This is a genomic window from Acinetobacter sp. YH16051 (assembly GCF_013417135.1).
Lineage (GTDB): Bacteria > Pseudomonadota > Gammaproteobacteria > Pseudomonadales > Moraxellaceae > Acinetobacter > Acinetobacter towneri.
This window is the reverse complement of the sequence record NZ_VPEN01000002.1, coordinates 70,235-91,801: the sequence shown is the minus strand read 5'-3', so window position 1 is coordinate 91,801 and position 21,567 is coordinate 70,235. Positions and strand designations below refer to the sequence as shown.

At 42.0% G+C, this 21,567-nt stretch carries 16 protein-coding genes and 1 pseudogene; 8 read left to right on the top strand and 9 right to left on the bottom strand.

Annotated features, from left to right (window positions below; all coding sequences use genetic code 11):
- Positions 1 to 2: 2 nt before the first annotated feature.
- From nuoG to ndhC, 6 genes are all read right to left on the bottom strand, one after another.
- The gene (gene nuoG / locus FTV41_RS02250; protein WP_179996041.1) at positions 3 to 2,687 is read right to left on the bottom strand and encodes an NADH-quinone oxidoreductase subunit NuoG; all 2,685 of its coding nucleotides are present in this window, start codon (positions 2,685 to 2,687) and stop codon (positions 3 to 5) included.
- A gap of 11 nt (positions 2,688 to 2,698) precedes the next feature.
- Positions 2,699 to 4,036 (bottom strand): NADH-quinone oxidoreductase subunit NuoF, encoded by a 1,338-nt coding sequence (nuoF, locus tag FTV41_RS02245; RefSeq protein ID WP_004975453.1) that lies wholly within the window; start codon positions 4,034 to 4,036, stop codon positions 2,699 to 2,701.
- Entirely contained in the window at positions 4,033 to 4,542 is a 510-nt protein-coding gene (nuoE, locus tag FTV41_RS02240; RefSeq protein WP_004975451.1) for an NADH-quinone oxidoreductase subunit NuoE, read from the bottom strand. Before nuoE ends, nuoF begins: the two co-directional genes overlap by 4 nt.
- 14 nt (positions 4,543 to 4,556) lie before the next feature.
- Entirely contained in the window at positions 4,557 to 6,344 is a 1,788-nt protein-coding gene (gene nuoC, locus FTV41_RS02235) for an NADH-quinone oxidoreductase subunit C/D (protein WP_004975450.1), read from the bottom strand.
- Between the two features lie 85 nt (positions 6,345 to 6,429).
- The gene (locus FTV41_RS02230; protein ID WP_004975447.1) at positions 6,430 to 7,107 is read right to left on the bottom strand and encodes an NADH-quinone oxidoreductase subunit B family protein; all 678 of its coding nucleotides are present in this window, start codon (positions 7,105 to 7,107) and stop codon (positions 6,430 to 6,432) included.
- Positions 7,108 to 7,113: 6 nt separating this feature from the next.
- A complete protein-coding gene (ndhC, locus tag FTV41_RS02225) occupies positions 7,114 to 7,659 on the bottom strand; it encodes an NADH-quinone oxidoreductase subunit A (protein ID WP_004975445.1) in 546 nt (181 codons plus the stop codon).
- A gap of 440 nt (positions 7,660 to 8,099) precedes the next feature.
- Here ndhC and FTV41_RS02220 point away from each other — a divergent pair, with 440 nt between their 5' ends.
- Positions 8,100 to 8,456, top strand: coding sequence for a hypothetical protein (locus tag FTV41_RS02220; RefSeq protein WP_096901797.1), 357 nt, complete (start codon positions 8,100 to 8,102; stop codon positions 8,454 to 8,456).
- A gap of 124 nt (positions 8,457 to 8,580) precedes the next feature.
- On the opposite strand, the gene FTV41_RS02215 is transcribed toward FTV41_RS02220, so the two are convergent.
- Both FTV41_RS02215 and prpF read right to left on the bottom strand, forming a co-directional pair.
- Positions 8,581 to 9,516, bottom strand: a complete 936-nt coding sequence (locus FTV41_RS02215; protein WP_178866902.1) for a polyprenyl synthetase family protein — start codon at positions 9,514 to 9,516, stop codon at positions 8,581 to 8,583.
- A gap of 423 nt (positions 9,517 to 9,939) precedes the next feature.
- Positions 9,940 to 11,130: a 2-methylaconitate cis-trans isomerase PrpF gene (gene prpF, locus FTV41_RS02210; RefSeq protein ID WP_096901795.1), complete on the bottom strand. Its 1,191-nt coding sequence runs from the start codon at positions 11,128 to 11,130 to the stop codon at positions 9,940 to 9,942.
- 321 nt (positions 11,131 to 11,451) lie between these two features.
- Between prpF and FTV41_RS02205 the strand changes: the two genes are divergently transcribed.
- The 6 genes and pseudogenes from FTV41_RS02205 (at position 11,452) to FTV41_RS02180 (ending at position 19,896) form a co-directional block, all read left to right on the top strand.
- Positions 11,452 to 12,807, top strand: a complete 1,356-nt coding sequence (locus FTV41_RS02205; protein WP_171287414.1) for an amino acid permease — start codon at positions 11,452 to 11,454, stop codon at positions 12,805 to 12,807.
- A gap of 268 nt (positions 12,808 to 13,075) precedes the next feature.
- Positions 13,076 to 14,031 (top strand): annotated as a pseudogene (locus FTV41_RS02200) (ABC transporter ATP-binding protein).
- A gap of 21 nt (positions 14,032 to 14,052) precedes the next feature.
- Positions 14,053 to 15,069 carry an extracellular solute-binding protein gene (locus FTV41_RS02195; protein ID WP_179996040.1) on the top strand — a complete coding sequence of 339 codons (1,017 nt, stop codon included), beginning with the start codon at positions 14,053 to 14,055 and terminating at the stop codon, positions 15,067 to 15,069.
- 87 nt (positions 15,070 to 15,156) lie between these two features.
- Positions 15,157 to 16,779 carry an iron ABC transporter permease gene (locus FTV41_RS02190; RefSeq protein WP_179996039.1) on the top strand — a complete coding sequence of 541 codons (1,623 nt, stop codon included), beginning with the start codon at positions 15,157 to 15,159 and terminating at the stop codon, positions 16,777 to 16,779.
- 356 nt (positions 16,780 to 17,135) lie between these two features.
- Positions 17,136 to 18,404 carry an OmpP1/FadL family transporter gene (locus FTV41_RS02185; protein WP_179996038.1) on the top strand — a complete coding sequence of 423 codons (1,269 nt, stop codon included), beginning with the start codon at positions 17,136 to 17,138 and terminating at the stop codon, positions 18,402 to 18,404.
- Between the two features lie 310 nt (positions 18,405 to 18,714).
- Positions 18,715 to 19,896 (top strand): OmpP1/FadL family transporter, encoded by a 1,182-nt coding sequence (locus FTV41_RS02180; RefSeq protein ID WP_179996037.1) that lies wholly within the window; start codon positions 18,715 to 18,717, stop codon positions 19,894 to 19,896.
- A gap of 73 nt (positions 19,897 to 19,969) precedes the next feature.
- On the opposite strand, the gene thrH is transcribed toward FTV41_RS02180, so the two are convergent.
- Positions 19,970 to 20,587, bottom strand: coding sequence for a bifunctional phosphoserine phosphatase/homoserine phosphotransferase ThrH (gene thrH, locus FTV41_RS02175; RefSeq protein WP_178866914.1), 618 nt, complete (start codon positions 20,585 to 20,587; stop codon positions 19,970 to 19,972).
- A gap of 193 nt (positions 20,588 to 20,780) precedes the next feature.
- Here thrH and FTV41_RS02170 point away from each other — a divergent pair, with 193 nt between their 5' ends.
- Entirely contained in the window at positions 20,781 to 21,512 is a 732-nt protein-coding gene (locus FTV41_RS02170; protein ID WP_179996036.1) for a phosphoadenylyl-sulfate reductase, read from the top strand.
- The last annotated feature ends 55 nt before the right edge of the window (positions 21,513 to 21,567 follow it).

The window sequence follows — 21,567 nt, the reverse complement described above, 5'->3', positions numbered from 1 at the left end:
AATTACACTCCTACCGCGACTGAAACAGGCTCTGCAAGAGATACCGTTGGTGCAAGACCAATTGGGTAGCCAATATAACCTGTAGGTAAATATTCAATCACTTGTACTGGCAACACGATAGATGTTTCGCCTGCTTGTACAGTAATTGTTTGACCATCTTGTAGATTCAAACGCTGCGCATCCTGCGTACCTACAGCAAATACTGCTTCAGGAATACGTGATTCCATTGCAGGAGTTTTCACCGTAAATTCCCCCGATGCAAAAATGTGATGCATTGGAATTAAACGGAAGCTGTCTGGATTTGCAAGTACTGGTGCAGGTGCAACATAGCTACGTGCAGGACGTTTCGCCAAACGATCGAATAAACGAATGCCTGAATCACCACCTTTTAAGTGACCGCCCACATTGTCTTGGAATTTGTTCCAAGCTTGTGGTGAGTTCCAACCTGCAGACCAGGCAAATGGTACAAGTGCCGATGGTGTTTGGTTACCAACATAACCTTCCATAGAGAAAGTTAATGCAGAATCGACATCGGTCGGTTGTTTTGGCTCGTGAATAGATAACGGCGCACGCATTGCAGTACGACCTGAGTAACGACGTGGTTCACGCGCAACTTTCAAGCCATGTACACGGAAACCTGCATCTGGTGCAACATCCTGAATTGCTTCAAGTGCTGGAATATTTTTCGCAACAGATTCAATCACGTCATCTAAAACAGTCCAAGAAATTGCTTTACCTTTTAAGCCTGTTTCAAGTGCGTGTAACCAGCGCCAAGATTCTTTAATCGCCAATTCAGGTTTGTAGTAGCTTGGGTCATAAACTTGGAAGAAGCGTTGTGCACGACCTTCCTGACTCACCACCGTACCATCACCTTCCGCGAAGCTTGCTGCAGAAAGTACGATATTGGCTTTTTGCACAGTTGCGGTTTCAGCATGATCTAGCACGATGACATCTTGTGCTTTCGCTAAAGCTGCATCGACTTGTACTGCAGGTAAACGACGATATAAGTCATTTTCAACCACAATCACAGCATCGTAATCTTGCGCAAATGCTTGCTCTAAGCTTTGACCACCAAAAATAGCCAAGCCCATTGAGTTCACTTCTGGCACAGTTAAGCTTAAACCTGCGTTTTCACCCAAGTTTTGTGCCACTTGTGCAGCCGCTTCCATAATGGCAGCGTCTAGTAAGCTTGTACCTGAAATCACCAATGGTTTTTTCGCAGCTTTTAACGTGTCAGCAATGGTTTGTGCAAATGCTTTCGCATCGTCATCTAAACCTGTGATCACGTCACCTGCAACCGCAGCAGCAATGGCAAAACCTAAACGTGCGATATCATTTGGAGAAGCAACCACTTCACCTGTTGCGACATCAGCTAAACGAGTTTGCGTTGCAGCCAAAATGTAAATTGGTGATTTTGCATCTTGCGCAATACGTTGCACAGGTTCAGCCAACCAATCTGGCGTACGACGCTCTGCCGCCATTTCTTTGGCTTTGTTTTTCGCCGCTTGACGAACAGACAACGCCATACGTGGTGCAGTTTGGGTTAAATCTTCACCCAAAATTAACACAGCATCGTAGTCTTCAATTTCACGCATACCCGGGTTGTAAATCCCTTCGGTTTGCATGATTGAAGCTGCAAGTTCAACCAAGTTTTGCTCTTTTTGCGATAAACCTGTTGAGTAGTTGTCTTGGCCAACCAACTCACGCAAAGCAAAGTTTGATTCAAGCGATGCACGCGGTGAACCAATACCCAAAACTTTTTTGCCTTGAACTTTGGCAATAATCGTATCAAGTGCAGCATCTACAGAAACGGTTTCTACGCTCGCACCGTTACGGAACTGAGGCTGACGTGGACGATCTTCACGGTTCACATAACCTGTACCGAATCGACCTTTATCGCATAGGAAGTATTGGTTGACTTCACCGTTAAAGCGGTTTTCTACACGACGCAATTCGCCATAACGCTCACCCGGAGAGATGTTACAACCTGAAGAACAGCCTTGGCATACGCTAGGCGCATACTGCATGTCCCACTTACGGTTATAACGCGCAGAGTGAGTTTTGTCGGTGAATACACCTGTTGGACAGACTTCAGTCAAGTTACCTGAGAATTCAGATTCCAAAGTACCCGATTCAGGACGACCAAAGTAAACACGTGATGCGTTGGCATAGACACCAAAGTCTGTACCGCCTGCATAGTCTTTGTAGTAACGCACGCAACGATAACACGCGATACAACGGTTCATTTCATGCGCGATGAACGAACCAAGCTCTTGGTTATAGTGAGTACGTTTAGTAAAGCGGTAACGACGACGATCGTGCTGTGTCATTACAGTCATATCTTGTAAATGACAGTGACCACCTTCTTCACAGACTGGACAGTCGTGTGGGTGGTTGGTCATCAAGAACTCTACAATTGAAGCACGGAACTCAGTTGCTTCCTTGTCTTCAATCGAGATATAGGTATTGTCAGCAGCAGGTGTCATACATGACATCACCAAGCGACCACGAGTATCTTCAGGGTTCGCATATTGGGTCACGGCACATTGACGGCAAGAACCGACAGAACCTAAGGATGGATGCCAACAAAAGTACGGAATGTCGATCCCAAGGCTCAAACATGCTTGCAGCAAGTTTTCCGAGCCATTGACTTCGTACGATTTTCCATCGACATGAATTGTAGCCATAGTCGAATTCCTTAAGCTTGTTCTACGTTGCTAGCTTGAGCAGCAGGACGGCTATTTGCCACTTTTGCTTCAAACTCGCCACGGAAATATTTGAGTGCGCCCATTAATGGCTCCATCGCACCTGGTGCGTGAGCACAGAAGGTCTTACCAATCCACAATTTTTTGGTGAGTTCTTGAAGATGTTGAATGTCTTCTTCTTTCCCTTCGCCATTTTCAATTGCTTTGAGTGCTTTTACAGCCCACGGTAAACCATCACGACATGGGGTACAGAAACCACATGATTCGCGCGCAAAGAATTCTTCTAAGTTACGGGTTGCAGAAACCATACACTGGGTTTCATCGACCACCATAAGCAAACACGTACCTAAACGTGAACCTGCCTTCATGATGCTTTCTGCATCCATTGGCAAGTCAATGTGTTCTGCTGCCAAGAAGTCGGTAGATGCACCACCCGGTAACCATGCTTTTAGCTTCAAACCATCACGCATGCCACCCGCATAGTCTTCAATTACTTCACGTGCAGTCGTACCAAATGGAAGTTCCCATAAACCTGGGAATTTCACCTTACCAGAAGCACCATAAATTTTTGTGCCAGGGTCTTTCGATTTTCCTGCAGATAAACCGATATACCACTCTGCACCACGTAACATGATTGCAGGTAAGTTATTATAGGTTTCTACGTTGTTGACAATCGTTGGACGACCCCATGCCCCTGCAACTTGCGGGAATGGTGGTTTAGTACGTGGGTTTGCACGGCGACCTTCAAGCGAGTTAATCAATGCGGTTTCTTCACCACAGATATAACGACCTGCGCCTGTATGCACGTATAGCTCAAAGCCCCAGTTGGTACCTAAAATGTTTTCGCCCAAATAACCTTTGGCACGAATTTGCTCAATCGCTTCATTTAAGTACTGTGCAGCTTCGATGTATTCGCCACGAATAAAGATATAGCCGTGGGTTGCTTCAAGCGTGTACGCAGCAATCAGCATACCTTCAATCAGTTGGTGTGGAAGTTTTTCCATCAACAAACGGTCTTTGAAAGTACCCGGTTCCATCTCATCGGCATTACAAATCAGGTAACGTGGACCTGAATTGTCGTTTGGTGCCATCAGTGACCATTTGATCCCTGCTGGGAAGCCTGCACCACCACGACCTTTCACTGTCGCAGCTTTAATGACTTCAAGCACATCTTTAGGCGGCATAGAAATCGCTTTCTTAAAGCCTGCATAGCCTTCTAGTGCTTCGTAATCATCTGCATTACGCACGTGCTCTTGCTTGCTTAAACGCCAAGTTAATGGATGCGTTTCTGGGTTACCGTCACCATAAATTGGTCTTGGTTCGGTATTCATACATACTTCTCCAATAACTGTTGCACCGATGTCACCTCAACTAAACCGTGAGTATCTTCATCAATCATCAAGGTTGGGCCCTTATCGCAATTTCCTAAACAGCAAATTGGCAATAACGTGAAACGACCATCTGCAGTCGTTTGACCAAACTGAATGCCTAATTCACGCTGGAATGCTTCTGCAAGTGTTTCTGCACCCATCAGGAAGCATGCAATCGAGTCACACAATAAAATCACGTGACGACCTACAGGCTGGCGATAAATACGGTTATAGAATGTTGCAACACCTTCTAAATCAGCAACGCTGATGGTTAGAAGCTGTGCAATCGCATTTAACTGCGCATCATCTACCCAGCCATTACGGCGCTGTACACACTTCAAGGCATCTAAAGATGCTGCACGTGGGTACGGATAATGACCAATGTGATGTTCAATTTCATGGATTTCTTCCGCAGTCAAAATCCCTTCAACATTCACACGTGGCTTTTTATCAGTCAAAATCATCATAATGCGTTTACCCCTTAGCGATCCACGTCTGCCATTACGACATCAATGGTCGCTAAATAAATGATTAAGTCAGATACCAGACTGCCGTTAATCACAGAAGGCATTTGCTGTAAATGCGTGAAAGTTGGTGTACGAATACGGGTACGGTAACTCATCGTTGACTTATCTGAAGTCAAGTAGTAATTCGATGCACCTTTCACCACTTCTGCCATTACAGATGCTTCACCAGCAGGCATTACAGGACCCCAAGACACGCTTAAGAAGTGCGTAATCAGGGTTTCAATATCTTGTAATGTCTTGTCTTTTGGTGGTGGAACAGCCAATGGATGGTCTGCTTTATATGGACCAGATGGCATGTTATCTAGACATTGTTTGATGATTTTCAATGACTCTTCGATTTCACGGAAGTGAACCAGTACACGTGCGTAAGCATCGCCTTCGTACTCTACAGGTACTTCGAAGTCATAGTTTTCATAACCACTGTATGGACGGTATTTACGCACGTCAAAGTCGATACCTGTTGCACGTAAACCAGTACCTGTCACACCCCAAGCCAAGGCAGATTTCGCATCATACTGCGCTACGCCTTGCGTACGACCCATGAATACCGAGTTGCGTAATGCCGCAGTGTAGTATTCGTTCATACGTTTTGGCATCCACTCTAAGATTTCACGAATCAGGTGTTGCCAGTTGTTTGGTAAGTCGTGTGCGGTACCACCGATACGGAACCATGCTGGATGCATACGGTAACCCGTAATAGCTTCAATCGCATCGTAGATTTTTTGACGGTCTGCGAACATATAGAATACAGGGGTCATACCGCCCGCATCCTGAATTGCAGTACCAATGAACAATAAGTGGTTATTGATACGGAACAATTCCGACATCATGACACGGATACATTGTGCGCGGTCTGGCACAGTAATGCCTGCCAGTTGTTCCACACCCATGACATACGGCATGTTTTGCGCACAACCACCCAAGTAGTCCACACGGTCTGTATAAGGAATGAATGAATGCCAAGTTTGACGCTCAGCCATCTTTTCCACACCACGGTGGTGATAGCCGATATCTGGCACACAGTCTTTCACTTCTTCACCATCCAACTGCAAAATTACACGGAACGCACCGTGCGCAGATGGGTGGTTAGGACCCAAGTTCAGGAACATGAAGTCTTCGTCTTTATTACCGCGCTTTAAGCCCCAATCTTCAGGCACAAAGCGAAGGTGTTCTTGCTCGAAGTCTTGTTTGGCTTGGTTCTGCATATACGGTGTATATTCCGTTGCACGTGCAGAATACTCTTTGCGTAACGGATGACCTTCCCAATATGTTGGCAACAAGATACGACGAAGCATTGGATGCCCTTCGAAGTTGATACCAAACATATCGTAAGCTTCACGCTCGTACCAGTTGGCATTTGGCCAAATGTTGGTTGCTGTTGGAATATTGAGATCACTCTCATTCAACGCAACTTTAATACGAATGTCCGTGTTACGCTCTAGCGATAACAAGTGATAGAACACAGTAAAGTCAGACGCAGGTAGACCATCGCGGTGAGTACGCAAACGCTCATCTACCGCAGACAAGTCGAACAACATCACGTATGGACGTGACACTGTACGCAAGAACATTAAAACTTCTTGTACACGTGCGCGCTCAACCCAGACTGTTGGAAAATCTTCAAAAGTCGTTTGCACATAGAAGTTCTCACCAAATTTGGTTTTGAGCTCTTCTACAATTGCAAATGCTGGGCGTGAATCAACTGCTGTTGATTCTGGCATAGCAATGTCAGTTTCAGCCATTGGCTTGGCTTCCTATTTAATACAAATTCAGTCAACCTAAACGACAACTACACCCGTCGGGTGCATCAATATTTGTACGTTTAAATTATTTAATTTCATCCATAGAGCGTAAGTTTTTCACCGCAATACGCTGCGCATTCTTACGGTCACGTTCTGGCATCATCTTCGGCTTATATACTGGCTTAAGATCATCACCAATCACCGCAGACAACGGACGACGCTCTAATTGAATTTGGTCTTGTAATAACATCAATGCTTGGATTAATGCTTCAGGACGTGGTGGGCAACCCGGAATGTACACATCCACAGGAATGATTTTATCCACACCTTGCACAACTGAATAAATGTCGTACATACCACCTGAGTTTGCACATGCGCCCATTGAGATTACCCACTTAGGCTCAAGCATTTGCTCGTACAAACGTTGAATTACAGGTGCCATTTTCACAAAACACGTACCTGCAACAATCATCAAGTCTGCCTGACGCGGTGAAGCACGAATAACCTCTGCACCAAAACGTGACAAGTCATGCACACCTGTTAAGGTCGTCGCATACTCTACGTAGCAGCACGATGTACCAAAGTTAAACGGCCAAACTGAGTTCTTACGTCCCCAGTTTACTGCTGTATGTGCCAAGTCCTCTAAACGAGTCATGAACACATTTTTATTCACTTCTTCTTCAAGCGGATCGGTTACGATCTGACGCTCTTGAAGTGGATATTGATCAGCATCGGGATTCGCACGGGTTAAGGTATATTTCATCCCGAGTTACTCCTTGTCAGATGAGGTAGTCGCAGATTTTTTTACACGACCAGAGGATTGAGCTGGAATTTGACCGGTAGGGTCCGTTACCAATTCTTCAATTGAGTTAAAGCGTGTGATTTCTGCAAGATCCATATTTGGCGAACCAATTTTAGGTTTAATCCCTGCTGCTTTACGCTTATCAGATGGAGCCCAGTTCAGCGCACCAGTTGATAATTCATAAATTAAGCCAACGAGTAAAACTAAAATAAATACAGCAGCCGTTGCAAAGCCCACCCAACCTACTTCACGAACAGAAGCTGCCCATGCGTATAGATAAAGTGCTTCTAAGTCGAAAACAACGAAGAAAATTGCAACCAAATAGAACTTTGCAGATAAGCGGATACGTGCTCCACCAGCACCTACAACACCCGACTCAAACTGCTCTTGCTTCGCACGCCCCCATGATTTACCCCCAAGGAGTAAAGGAACGGTCAGCATAAAGACGCATAAAAATGTAACGCCGATCACGAAGGCAATAATTGCCCATTCGTATGGAGTAATGGCACTCATGCGGGGATAACTCCTGGCAGGCCTATTTATTAACAAAGAATGTATGTATTGGCCTTCAAATACACCAAACACAAAATTAATCACGCCAATTGTACCTGATTTATGATTTCACTTGCTAGTTCATAAGTCTTAGTCTTTCGGATGATTTTTTATTCAAATACTTGATATTTTAGAATTCCACTACTCCGTAGGGCTCTTAATCGCTTTAACAAATAGATAAGTCAGTTGTGATTATTTTTTCCAAAACACCAATTGAGCGGTTCGTTGCAAAGTTTTTAAATTTATAGAGAGATCATCGCAACTTCAGGTTTCAGCTTAGTTTAAGCCGCACAAAATTTTGTGTAGTTTTTGCAACTTAGACCCTGAGTTTCTTTAATTTTTCACCCAGAGTGTGCTATTCCTAGTAAGCATTAAAAATTTGAATAATAAGGAGTAAACACATGAGCTTAGACTATACCCACAAACCAAATTACTTTATGTTTGCGCAATTATTTATTCGTCATTTGCAAAATTATTTTGAAAAACATCCTGACGCACAAAATGCAATTTTTGACCTGCGTGATATTTACGAGTTATTTCGCCAAGACAAAGCATCTGCCACCATTAATTTAGACGGCATTATGAATATTGCAGATGAATACCGCCTTGAAACCTTACAAGGCGATCAAAAATTAATTAGCCGTTATGCGATTGATCCACAAAATAATTCTTTGTTGGTAGATTTTAACCGCGAGGCTTTAGACAGCTTAAAACAAGGCAAAGCAATTTTACCACCTGATGCAACGCTACAAGAATAAAGCCGTATAGAATCTGCATTAAAGTGTGTTGCTTAAAACAGCCAACACTTTCATAAAGCACAAAAAAGCGAGCATCTGCTCGCTTTTGAGTATTGAGAGCCACAAGCCCTCCATCTAGAATAATTTAGCTTTTACGTGACAATAAAAACTCGGAAATTTGCTGTAACTCTAAGACGGTATCAGTTTTAAAATATGCCAACGCAGCAAAGGCTTGATCGTGCAATTCTTGTGCATAAGCTTGTGCTTTTTCCAAGCCCATGAGTGCAGGATAGGTCGACTTTTCAACTTGTTCATCTTTCCCGGCAGTTTTACCTAACACTTCAGTATCCGAAATAATATCTAAAATATCGTCTTGTACCTGAAAGGCTAAACCAATTGCCTGCGCATATTCACGCAATTGCGGAATCGCTTTATCTCGTCCATCAAACACGGTCACAGCGGCCATCATCACCGCTGCAGAAATTAACGCCCCTGTTTTATTACGGTGGATATTTTCCAAAGTCGCCTGATCTACCTGTTTACCTTCAGACTGCAAGTCTAAAACCTGACCACAGACCATTTTTGAAGAAGCGGTGGCTAAAATTTGCATCTGTTTGAGCACAATGCCTTGATCTACTGCAACAGCCTGATCAAACAAACGACTGCCTAAAATTTCAAATGCCATCGACTGTAAAATGTCGCCTGCCAACAATGCTGTATCTTCACCATACGCTGCATGGCACGTCGGTTGCCCACGACGCAACAAGTCATTGTCCATACACGGCAAGTCATCATGTGCCAATGAATAGCAATGAATCAGCTCAATCGCAACTGCAGCACGGCGTACCGCAGCAGAGTTTTGATTCGGTCTTAATGCTGCGGTGGCATAACACAAGGCAGGGCGAACACGTTTTCCACCCAACATGACGGCATGATGCACGGCAGACTTTAACGGTTCTGGCAATGCAAAAGCCTCTAAAGCGGTAAGCAAGTCTTGCTGAATACGTTGTTGGGCTGCGGTTAATGCATGCGCCTGTAAATCGTGAAGTGATGACACATTCGCCTCGAGTGGTTGGTTCATGTCTAATAAGCAGTAAGCTGCCTGTGTTGCAGCATTGTACCTGTAATTCAAAGTTTTTTAAGCCTTAACTGAACTGATATAACATTTCAGCCATAAGAAAGCCCCTATCGAGATAGAGGCTATATGTAGTTAATTAGGGTCTGTTGACACTTCATCTATGTTTGCGACAACGCATATTTTTTAGCTGATATAAGGCATGGGACAGGAAATTTAGTCATTCTAAATGACTGGCACATAACGCAATAGCAGCAAAAAATATGCTTGTCCTGAAAGGCTGTGGCTAAAACTTTCTCAGATTGCGTTATGAAACTTGGCAATAGACCCACTATTCCCTGCGTTTCATGCCTGATCTGCTCAGTTTTAGCCTACAGCGCAAGCCATTTATGAAATGTCAACAAACCCCAAATCTGTTCGAAGCAAAACTTATTCTAATGTTTCCGCAGGTACACGCACCCAACCTTCCATTAATACACGTGCACTACGGCTCATCACAGCTTTTTTGACTTGCCATTGTCCATTTTCCTGCACGGCTTGCGCACCCACACGAAGCGTACCTGATGGATGTCCAAAGCGCACTGCTTCACGCTCTCCCCCGCCCGCAGCCAAGTTGACCAATGTTCCCGGAATGGCTGCAGCTGTACCAATCGCGACTGCTGCTGTACCCATCATGGCATGGTGTAATTTACCCATCGACAATGCACGTACCAATAAATCGGTATCTTCAGCCTGAATTTGTTTACCACTTGAAGATACATAACTTTTTGGCGCAGAAACAAAGGCAATTTTTGGCGTATGTTGGCGTTTTTCAGCTTCAGCAATTTCCTGAATCAAACCCATTTGTTTAGCACCATAAGCGCGAATGGTTTCAAAACGTGCCAAAGCTTGTGCATCACCATTGATTGCATCTTGCAGTTCTGTGCCTGTATAACCAATTTCTTCTGCATTTAGGAAAATTGTTGGAATACCCGCATTAATAAAGGTCGCTTGGAATGTTCCAATATCTGGCACATGCAAAGTGTCCACCACATTTCCAGTTGGGAACATCGCCCCACCTTCTTCGCCATCATCGGCAGGGTCTAAGAATTCAATTTGTACTTCTGCGGCAGGAAAAGTCACGCCATCCAACTCAAAATCACCCGTTTCCTGCACCTGACCATGCGTCATTGGAACATGCGCAATAATGGTTTTTTCAATATTTTTCTGCCAAATACGTACGGTACAAATGCCGTTTTGTGGAATTTTACTGGCATCAACCAAGCCATTGCTGATCGCAAATGCACCGACTGCAGCTGTTAAGTTACCGCAGTTGCCACTCCAATCGACAAATGGCTGATCAATCGAAACTTGCCCAAACAAATAATCGACATCGTGATCGGGTTGAGTGCTTTTGGCTAAAATTACGGTTTTACTGGTACTTGAGCTTGCACCGCCCATTCCATCAATTTGCTTGGCATAAGGGTCTGGACTGCCAATCACACGCAATAAAATTTGATCTCGAATTTTGCCTGGCAGCTGCGCTGCTGCAGGTAAATCATCAAGTTTAAAAAATACACCTTTACTGGTACCGCCACGCATATATGTTGCTGGAATTTTAACTTGTGGTGCAAAACGCATGAATTTTATTCCCTTGTTTTTTGATTGTTATGGCCATATAAAAAGACCCTTTTGCATCATAACGGTTTTTATTCAAAAGGTATCGCGGTCTTGACTTAAGTATAAAAAAACAACATTTGGTAAATTTCACCCTAACCAGTCATCTTGATTTATAAGGCAAAAATAAAATTAATATATTGATTCACTTATCTTTTATACAAATAAAAACCATAAAATATTTTAATATTTATTATAAATTTATTTCATTATTGCCTAGCTACTAGGCTAATGAAATTTGATCTATTACAATCTTGTCACTTTTTCATTGTCGGGCTGAATACTTTGAACAACGAGTCTTCACAACTTCAGCGTGGCTTAAAGAACCGCCATATTCAATTGATTGCCATGGGTGGCGCAATTGGTACAGGCTTATTCTTAGGTTCCGCGCAGGTCATCCAATCTGCTGGCCCTTCTATTATTTTGGGTTACGCCATTGGTGGTCTTATTGCATTTTTAATTATGCGCCAATTGGGGGAAATGATTGTTCATGAGCCCGTTGCAGGATCATTCAGTCACTTTGCCTATAAATATGCAGGTAAATTCCCCGGCTTTTTAGCAGGTTGGAACTATTGGATTTTGTATATTTTGGTGGCAATGGCAGAACTCACCGCAGTTGCCAAATACATTAACTATTGGTGGCCGCATATTCCTGCTTGGACATCGGCACTGTTCTTTTTCATTGTGATTACCATTATTAACTTGGGCAATGTAAAGTTCTACGGTGAATCAGAGTTCTGGCTAGCAATCATTAAAGTCGCTGCTGTGGTTTCGATGATTGTGTTTGGTTTATATCTCTTACTTTCTGCAGATGCCAATTCAACCGCATCATTCAGCAACCTTTGGGCGCATGGGGGGTTCTTCCCGAATGGCTTTGAAGGTCTGTTCTTCATGCTTGCATTCCTCATGTTTGCCTTTGGCGGCATTGAGTTGATTGGTATGGCTGCCGCAGAAGCGCAAGATCCTGAAAAAACCATTCCTAAAGCCATTAACCAAGTGGTGTTCCGTATTCTAATTTTCTATATCGGTTCACTCACCATTCTATTGTCTTTAGTGCCTTGGAATCAGTTAGATTTAGGTGGTTTAGATAAAAGTCCATTCGTGATGATTTTTAGTCAAATGGGCATTGAATGGGCAGCGCACTTACTGAATTTCGTGATTTTGACTGCGGCACTTTCTGTGTATAACAGTGGGATGTATGCCAACAGCCGTATGCTGTTTGGTTTAGCCAAACAAGGTAACGCACCAAAAATTTTCCTAAAAGTGAATAAACAAGGTGTGCCAATTCCAGCAGTATTATTCTCTGCGGTATTAATTTTCGGCTGTGTATTGTTGAACTACTTTGTACCTGAAGAAGCTTTAAGCCACCTCATGTATATTGTTGTGGGTGCATTGGTTTTAAACTGGGCGATGATCAGTTTGACTCACCTTAAATTTACCAGCACACTGAAAAAATTAGCGATTCCAACTAAGTTCCCTGCGCTATGGTCACCATTTAGCAACTATTTGGTTTTAGCGTTTATTGCAGTGGTACTTTATATTATGTGGACTCAAGGCTTTAAAGAATCAGTCATTATGATTCCTGTATGGGTGGTCTTGATGTACATTTTATTTAGAGTGCTTAATGCGAAAAAACCTTAATTTGCATAGTACGCATAGTACAGATTTCTAAAAATTGAAAAGTTATTGCTTCGGCAGTAACTTTTTGCTTTTAAGCCCCCCCTTTTAATAGCCCATAAATAAAGTGCTGCACTTAAAATAATTTAAATTCCAACCTATTGTTTTCAGTTGATATTTCAACTTTTTGTAGCAAAAACTACATCATTTACATTCTAAATGATAAAAAGACTCTACATGAGAAGAGTTCTTAGTTATCATTTGAGCACAAAATTTGTCGTGTGAATAAACTATGAATGCGTACGCTGCTCAACCTGCCAATGTCTTGACGATCCAACAGCTCAGTAAAAAGTTTGGTTCGCGTTTTGCAGTGCAACAAGCAACATGGTCAGCGATGAGTGGACAAATTGTGTGTTTATTAGGTCATTCAGGCTGCGGCAAAACCACAATGCTACGTCTGATTGCAGGCTTGGAAACACCAAGCAGCGGGAAACCATTGCCAAACAAGCTTTAGCGCATGTTTCCATGTTGCATCATCAAGACAGCTATCCATATACACTTTCGGGCGGCGAACAACAACGCGTTGCCTTAGCACGTGCCTTAGCACCAGAACCGCAAGTTTTGTTGATGGATGAACCTTTTTCAAATTTGGATCATCGTCTGCGTGATCAAATTCGTCAAAATACCATTCAACTCCTCAAACAAACTGCAACGACTACGGTTATCGTGACACATGACCCAGAAGAAGCATTGCAAATTGCCGATCAAATTATTTTGATGCATCAAGGGCAAATTATTCAAATTGGTTCACCGAAACAACTTTATTTACAGCCGAAAACGTTGTTTGCTGCACGATATTTTTCTTCGTTGAATGAAATTCCAACGCGCATCAAGCAGCAAGAAATTCACACTGTATTTGGCAAGATTGATTTACCAGAACATGTAAACGCTCAAGATTCACTGGTCTGCTGCTTCCGCCCGCATCAATTGCGTGTCAGCCAAACACCAAGTGAAAATGCGTTGCCCGCAAGCGTTGTGTCATCAAGTTTTATGGGACATGCGCAACAACTGCGTCTAAAACTACGCGATCACGATCTCACTCTTTTGGCGCAAGTCAGTCATCTTCAAGATATTCAGCCCGCTGAACAAGTCTATGTTTCTGTCAATTTAAACAGCTGTTATTTCTTGGCGTCTGATGAACAATCACCCACTGCTTCATCTTCTACTCAAGCTGCTGTTCAGGTTTAAATTTTTAATTAGGAATACTGCATGAAACCACTGTCTAATTTATCATTGCTTGTTACAGGTTTACTTGCATTTGGTGCAAGTGTCGCACAAGCAGCGGAAGTCAATTTATACACCACGCGCGAACCTGTGCTGATTCAAACCTTATTAACCGAATTTACCCAAAAAACTGAGGTAAAAGTCAATACGGTTTTTATTAAAGATGGTTTATTGGAACGTGTAAAAGCAGAAGGTCGTCGTTCTCCTGCCGATGTGATGCTGACTGTAGATTTTGGCAATTTGGTTGATTTAGTAGAAAGTGGTTTAACCCAGCGCGTAAGTTCTAAAACCTTAAATAGCGCAATTCCTGCCAATTTACGAGCTGCCAATGGTCATTGGTATGCTTTGTCGATGCGTGCACGTGCAGTCTACGCCTCTAAAGACCGTACACCGCTTAATGCGATTACTTATGAAGATTTAGCCAATCCAAAATGGAAAAATAAAATCTGTATTCGCTCAGGCAACCATCCATATAACACTGCTTTAATTGCGGCTTATATTGCCCATCATGGTGAAAAACAAGCCGAAACTTGGTTGCGTGGTGTGAAAGCCAATTTAGCTCGCCCAGCCAGCGGTGGTGACCGTGATGTGGCACGTGATATTTTAGGTAAAATTTGTGATATTGGCGTTGCCAACACCTATTATGTCGGCACGATGCGTACAGGTGATGCGGAACAAAAGCGCTGGGGCAATGGGATTAATGTTGTGTTACCACGTTTTAAAAATGGTGGAACGCATGTAAACGTATCGGGTGCAGTGGTTTCTAAACATGCACCAAACCGTAAAGAAGCTGTACAACTGCTCGAGTTTTTAGCTTCTGATCACGCACAAGCCATCTACGCACAAAACGGCTTTGAATACCCTGTCAAACCTGGGGTAAAAATTGACCCGATTATCGCTAGTTTTGGCAAACTGAATATTGATTCAATTCGTTTAAGCGATATTGCACGTCACCGTAAAGCCGCCAACTTATTGGTCGATAAAGTCCAGTTTAACCGCTAAAATTTCCTGCTTTTGTCTTACAGTGCAGCGCTTTGCACTGTAAGATGCTCTGCTGCTCCCTCCCCCTTATTTAGTACCTCTATCGCAATGCTTAAAAATAAATTTAATTTTTTATTTTCGCTCAGTGGGTTATTGACACTACTCGCCTGTTTACCTGTGCTCGCTTTAATTTGGACAGCATTACAAGGCGATAGTGAAATTTGGGGACATCTGCTGCGTTATGTAATTCCACACACGTTGGCAGAAACAGGGATTTTATTGTTGGGTGTGGGGATTCTCACCATCCTGATTGGTACAGGCAGCGCATGGATTGTAACAGCGTATCAATTCCGAGGTCGTGCATTTTTAGATTGGGCCTTACTGCTGCCTTTAGCCGTACCAACTTATATTATTGCGTATAGTTATATCGACATTTTGCACCCCATTGGCCCTGTGCAAAGTATCCTGCGGGATGGGTTTAATTTAGAATTACAACAGTTTTGGTTTCCTAATATTCGTACCGTTTGGGGCGGCATCTTCTTGCTTAGCTTTGTGCTGTATCCGTATGTGTATTTAAGCACCCGTGCAATGTTTCTGATGCAATCGGCCAGTTTAATTGAGGTTGCACGTACATTAGGATTAAAACCCGATCAAGTGTTTTTACGTGTTGCAATTCCACTGGCACGTCCTGCAATTGCTGTGGGTACTAGTCTGGTTTTAATGGAAACCATTAATGATATTGGTGCAACAGAATTTTTAGGCATTAAAACCTTAACTTTGTCGATTTATTCAACCTGGACCAATCAGTCCGATTTAGCCAGTGCTGCACAAATTGCCATTTTCATGTTGATGATTATTACCTTATTGGTGTTAGTAGAGCGTTTAGGACGACGTAAACAGCGCTATATGAACTCGGCTCAACGCAGCCGTTTAATGCCTGCACAATCGGTCAAAGGGCTTAAAGCGCTTGTGTTACTAGGCGTGGGCTTAATTCCTGTCTGTATTGGCTTTTTAATTCCAACCAGTCATTTATTGGTCGAATCCTATAAGCGTATTCAATATGCAGGGTTCTCAGATTATCTGATCCAAGCATCCATCAACACACTGATGCTTGCCAGTATTGCCACCATCGTCACCATTTTGATTGGCTTCTTTATTGTCAGTGCTGCACGTTTTAGCAAACACAACTGGTTTAGCCGCATTTCTAGCTTAGGTTATGCCATTCCAGGAACCGTTTTAGCGATTGGTCTCATGCTGGCTTTGGGTAAAATTGATCATGCCATTGCCGACTTTTTAGAATTTAAATTAGGGATACACACAGGTTTATTATTCCTCGGCACCAGTTTTACCCTTATTTATGCTTATGCTGTGCGTTTTTTAGCTATTTCAGTAGGTGGCATTGAGTCAGGCTATAACCGAATTCATGGTGTTTTTGATGATGCTGCACGCAATTTAGGGCAAAACAACTTTGCACTGTTGTGGCGTGTACACCTGCCATTATTACGCCCTGCTATTATTTCTGCAGCTTTATTAATTTTTGTAGATTGCATGAAAGAGCTACCTGCCACTTTGTTGCTCCGTCCTTTAAATATGGAAACACTCGCTACCCAGCTATATGCAGAAGCGTCTAGGGGCACTTATGAAGATGGTGCCGTAGCAGCTTTACTAATTGTATTGGTTGGGCTGATTCCTGTCATTCTTTTGGCAAAGCTTGGAAAAACCACACGTTAATATGTCACATTGTTGCGAAATACACCAAGCGACAATGGGTTTTACTACAAAAAATAGTATTTTTTTTAATCAATCAAAAACAGCCTACCAACTGCAAATTTATTAATTTTATTTCTTATTTATCAAATACTAATAGAAAAAAAACACCTCGTTATTAGAATAAATACTCTATTTGATTTAATTTTTATACTGAATAGTTTTTTCTAGAGCATTTACTCTTATTTTAATTGTGATATTTTTGTCACATGGAGTAACAAATGGTCTCGGTGGATACAAGCCGAAATCATCCTAGATGAAAGCTTAAAGCATCAACAAAAACTGTCATAAAAGACTTTATAGCCCAAGGGAAATGTATAATGAAATTAAAAGCACTAAGCACAGCAATGATTTTAGCAACTGTACCAATGACAGGTGCTTTTGCTGCAGCAATGGATCGTTCAGGCCAATCTATTGCAGCCTTCCTGCAACCGGGTAATTACTTTGAAGCAGGTATCTCTGTATTAGATCCTTCTGTATCAGGCACTACAGCTAATACCCCACGAACATTAGGCCTTGGTGCAAATCAAGCTACAGGTGATATGGCTAGTGACTACTACTTTCCATCCGCAGCATTAAAATTCCAAGTTACTGATAATTTTTCTTTTGGTCTTCTGTATGATCGCCCTTTTGGTGCTGAGGCAGAGTATTCAGCACCTAATGCTGGTCTCACAGCATTTTCTTATTTAGGTGAAGGTACTTCAGCAGAAGTTAAAACAGAGAACTTAACCTTCTTATTGGGTTTCCAACCAAATGAAAACTGGAATTTTTATGCTGGCCCAGTTTATCAAGAAGCTCAAGGTGAAGTACATTTAAGAGGAACAGCTTATAGTGCTTTAGGTGGTGTCCCCCTCGCCACGTTCCCAGGCATGGTTTATGATGCCAACATGAAAAAAGACTCTGAAATTGGTTGGATTGCAGGTTTAGCTTATCAAATTCCAGAAATTGCTCTTAAAGCATCTTTAACTTATCGTTCGGAAATTGAGCATCAATTAACTTCTACAGAAACTCTAGGTGGAAATCCAGTTGGTGCTGTAACAGGTATGTTAGGTGGCACCCCTACTACTGGTAAAACTGATGTAACTACTCCCCAGTCTGTTAACCTTGATCTTCAGTCAGGTATCATGGCTGATACAGTCGCATTCTTAAATGTCCGTTGGGTAGACTGGTCTGACTTTGCAATTCGTCCTCATGATTTTGGACAACTTCTTGATACCTTAGGAGCTTCTGGTATTCCTGGTACTTCTCCAGCTCTTATTGGTGGTAATTTAGTTGAATATAATGAAGAACAATGGTCAGCTACCGCAGGGGTAGGTCGTAAGTTTAACGAAAAATGGGCTGGTAACGTTTCTGTAGGTTGGGACTCAGGCGCGGGTAATCCTGTAACTACGCTTGGCCCAACTGAAGGTTACTGGAACGTTGGTTTAGGTCTTCAATTCTCTCCAGCTCCAAATTACTTTATTGCTGGCGGTGTGAAATACTTCTGGTTGGGTGATGCAACAGCTTTAACAGTAGCTAATCCAAATGTTGGTGAGTTCACAGACAACCATGCAATCGGCTACGGTCTAAAAATGGGTTACCGCTTCTAATTCCAATATTTTTCAAAAGAGCCACCCTTCGGAGTGGCTCTTTTTGCACTTAAAACTCCTCTTTTTTATACAAGTGTTAACTAAATGTTCAAATTTAAAGCAATTAAACTCATATTTACCAAAACATCACCCTAAAAAATTATTTAATAAAATTCATTCACTTAAGACCTGAAAATAGTACTTTTACTCTAATCAACTGCTATTTATAACTTATTCAGTTCATTTATTCTGCCAAGTTGAGCATTTACTCTTTTTTCAAATATGTTACTTTTCCTGCACTTTTTGTTACATAAAGCATCAGGGAACGACCATGAAGCTCAATAAAATCTATTCGGCTATTTTACTTAGCACTCTCCCACTTACACCTGCGCTTGCTGCTGGTTTAGACCGTTCTGGTCAATCTATTGCTGCATTTTTACAATCAGGCAATTATGCAGAAGCAGGTATTTCAATTTTAGATCCAACAGTTAAAGGAAAAGATCTTATAAAAAATAACGTCAGCGATATGGCTGAAGACTATTACTTCCCTTCCGCTGCAATTAAAGTACAAGCGACTGAACAAATTTCTTTAGGTCTTTTATATGACCAGCCATTTGGTGCAGATGCGATGTATAGCCTAGAACAGAGCATGTTTACTAATGGAATTGAAGGCACAAAAGTTGAAGTTGAAACACACAATCTTACCGCTTTAATTGGTTACCAACCTACAGAAAACTGGAATTTCTACGCTGGACCAGTTTGGCAGACAGTAGAAGCATATATTAATTTACGTGGTCAAGCGTATGGTAATACTGGTTACAACATTGAGGTTAAAAAGGAAGAAGCTTGGGGTTGGCTTGCTGGTTTTGCTTATCAAATTCCAGAAATTGCATTAAAGACTGCTGTTACCTATCGTTCTGAAATTAAGCACAATGCTAACTCAGTAGAAACATCAGATATAAAAATTCCTGCGGGTTACCTCCCCCACTTACCAAATGGAATTGAAGAAACACGCTTAGAAAAACTAAATGCAACAACACCACAATCTGTAAATATAGATTTTCAAACAGGTATTGCAGCGAATACTTTAGTTTTTGCCAATATTCGCTGGGTACATTGGGATCAATTTGCTGTTAAACCCTCACTATTAGGGGATTTATCCATTATCCAAAAACCTACAGCACAGCGCCAAAACCTCATCGACTATTCAGATGATCAATGGTCTGCAACCGTAGGCGTGGGTCGCAAGTTTAATAGTCATTGGTCTGGTTCTGCTTCTGTAGGTTATGACTCTGGTGCGGGTAACCCTGTCACCACTTTAGGTCCAACAGAAGGTTATTGGAGTGTTGGCTTAGGTGGTCAATATAGCCCTGCGGAAAATTATTTTATTCAAGCTGGCGTAAAATACTTCTGGTTGGGTGATGCCACTGCACGTACGGGTACAACAGACGTTGGTGAATTTGAAGACAACTATGCTTTGGGTTATGGTCTAAAAATCGGCTACCGCTTCTAAATCAATGCACTGTTAATATCGCATAAAAACAAAGGGCATCAAATGATGCCCTTTATTGTATTCAGCTTCGGAATTAAGCTGGAATATCACGTACCGAAGCACCACGAATTGCCTCTTTTAATGCTTCATAACCATAAATTGCAGGGAATTGTGGGAATTCTGCAATCACATTTTCAGGTGCATCAAATAAGAAACCATGATCCGCTTCACCTAGCATCGTGGTGTCGTTATATGAATCACCTGCAGCAATTACACGGAAATTTAAACCGTGTAAGGCTTTAACAGCTTGACGTTTTTGGTCTGGTTGACGCAATTTATAAGCGGTAATCATGCCATTTTCATCTGATTCTAACTTGTGGCAGAAAATTGTTGGCCAACCCAATTGCTTCATCAACGGATGTGCAAATTCATAGAACGTATCTGAAAGAATAATCAATTGGAAGTGTGTGCTCACCCACTCGACAAACTCTTTCGCGCCAGGGAATGGCCCCATATCCGCAATCACCGCTTGAATATCATTCAAACCCAAGCCATGCTGTTTTAGAATATTTAAACGCTGAGTCATCAACACATCGTAGTCAGGAATATCACGTGTAGTTGCTTCAAGTTCTTTAATGCCAGTTTTTTTAGCAAAGTTAATCCAAATTTCTGGAACTAACACACCTTCAAGATCAAGACATACGATTTCCATGGGTTCTCCCAAAATACCAATAAAAATTTTCACTATCATAGCCGAAGATTCGGTTTTTGCCTTGTTCTTTTTTAAATCTATTTAGTTCATAAGCATTTATTTTTTAGTGATAATAGAGTTTTGACAATTCTATTAAAATAAGCGCTTAATTCAGTAAGATTAGCTTCTCCAAGCCGAATGCTAGGAACATATAATGACCACCATTCCAACTATAGATATCGTTGATGCACTCGCAACCGAATATGCAGACAAATCGCCTAGCGAGATTTTAAAACTTGCTTTGAACCAGCAGGGTGAAGTTGCAATTTCTTTTTCTGGCGCAGAAGATGTGGTACTGATTGATATGGCGTCTAATTTAGGTTTGCCATTTCGTGTATTTAGTTTAGATACAGGACGTTTGCATCCTGAAACCTATCAATTTTTAGAAACTGTACGCAAATATTATAATATTGAGATCGAAATTTGCTTTCCTGAAACCGAAGCAGTCCAACAATTGGTACAAGAAAAAGGCTTATTTAGCTTTTTTGAAGATGGGCATCAAGAATGTTGTGGGATTCGTAAAGTTCAACCTTTACGTAAAAAACTGGCAACACTAGATGGCTGGATTACAGGTCAACGTAAAGACCAAAGTCCAGGTACACGCCAAGATATTCCTGTCGTACAAGCAGATGCAGGATTTTCAGGTCCAGATAAACAATTAATCAAATACAATCCACTGGCAAACTGGTCAAGTAGTGACGTGTGGAATTACATTCGCATGATGGAAATTCCATACAATCGTTTGCATGAAAAAGGTTTTATTTCAATTGGCTGTGAACCTTGCACCCGCCCTGTTCTTCCGAACCAACATGAACGCGAAGGGCGTTGGTGGTGGGAAGAAGCAACGCACAAAGAATGCGGTCTACATGCTGGAAATTTAAAATAACACATCTATTACTACAATAAAAATCACAGTTTTACTGTGATTTTTATTGACTTGC

Bases quoted from the DNA above. Each gene is read 5' to 3' on its own strand.
- thrH (WP_178866914.1), bottom strand. From the start codon at position 20,587: ATGGAAATCGTATGTCTTGATCTTGAAGGTGTGTTAGTTCCAGAAATT.
- FTV41_RS02180 (WP_179996037.1), top strand. From the start codon at position 18,715: ATGAAGCTCAATAAAATCTATTCGGCTATTTTACTTAGCACTCTCCCA.
- nuoF (WP_004975453.1), bottom strand. From the start codon at position 4,036: ATGAATACCGAACCAAGACCAATTTATGGTGACGGTAACCCAGAAACG.
- FTV41_RS02195 (WP_179996040.1), top strand. From the start codon at position 14,053: ATGAAACCACTGTCTAATTTATCATTGCTTGTTACAGGTTTACTTGCA.
- nuoC (WP_004975450.1), bottom strand. From the start codon at position 6,344: ATGGCTGAAACTGACATTGCTATGCCAGAATCAACAGCAGTTGATTCA.
- prpF (WP_096901795.1), bottom strand. From the start codon at position 11,130: ATGCGTTTTGCACCACAAGTTAAAATTCCAGCAACATATATGCGTGGC.
- nuoG (WP_179996041.1), bottom strand. From the start codon at position 2,687: ATGGCTACAATTCATGTCGATGGAAAATCGTACGAAGTCAATGGCTCG.
- FTV41_RS02190 (WP_179996039.1), top strand. From the start codon at position 15,157: ATGCTTAAAAATAAATTTAATTTTTTATTTTCGCTCAGTGGGTTATTG.
- ndhC (WP_004975445.1), bottom strand. From the start codon at position 7,659: ATGAGTGCCATTACTCCATACGAATGGGCAATTATTGCCTTCGTGATC.
- nuoE (WP_004975451.1), bottom strand. From the start codon at position 4,542: ATGATGATTTTGACTGATAAAAAGCCACGTGTGAATGTTGAAGGGATT.
- FTV41_RS02220 (WP_096901797.1), top strand. From the start codon at position 8,100: ATGAGCTTAGACTATACCCACAAACCAAATTACTTTATGTTTGCGCAA.
- FTV41_RS02170 (WP_179996036.1), top strand. From the start codon at position 20,781: ATGACCACCATTCCAACTATAGATATCGTTGATGCACTCGCAACCGAA.
- FTV41_RS02215 (WP_178866902.1), bottom strand. From the start codon at position 9,516: ATGAACCAACCACTCGAGGCGAATGTGTCATCACTTCACGATTTACAG.
- FTV41_RS02185 (WP_179996038.1), top strand. From the start codon at position 17,136: ATGAAATTAAAAGCACTAAGCACAGCAATGATTTTAGCAACTGTACCA.
- FTV41_RS02230 (WP_004975447.1), bottom strand. From the start codon at position 7,107: ATGAAATATACCTTAACCCGTGCGAATCCCGATGCTGATCAATATCCA.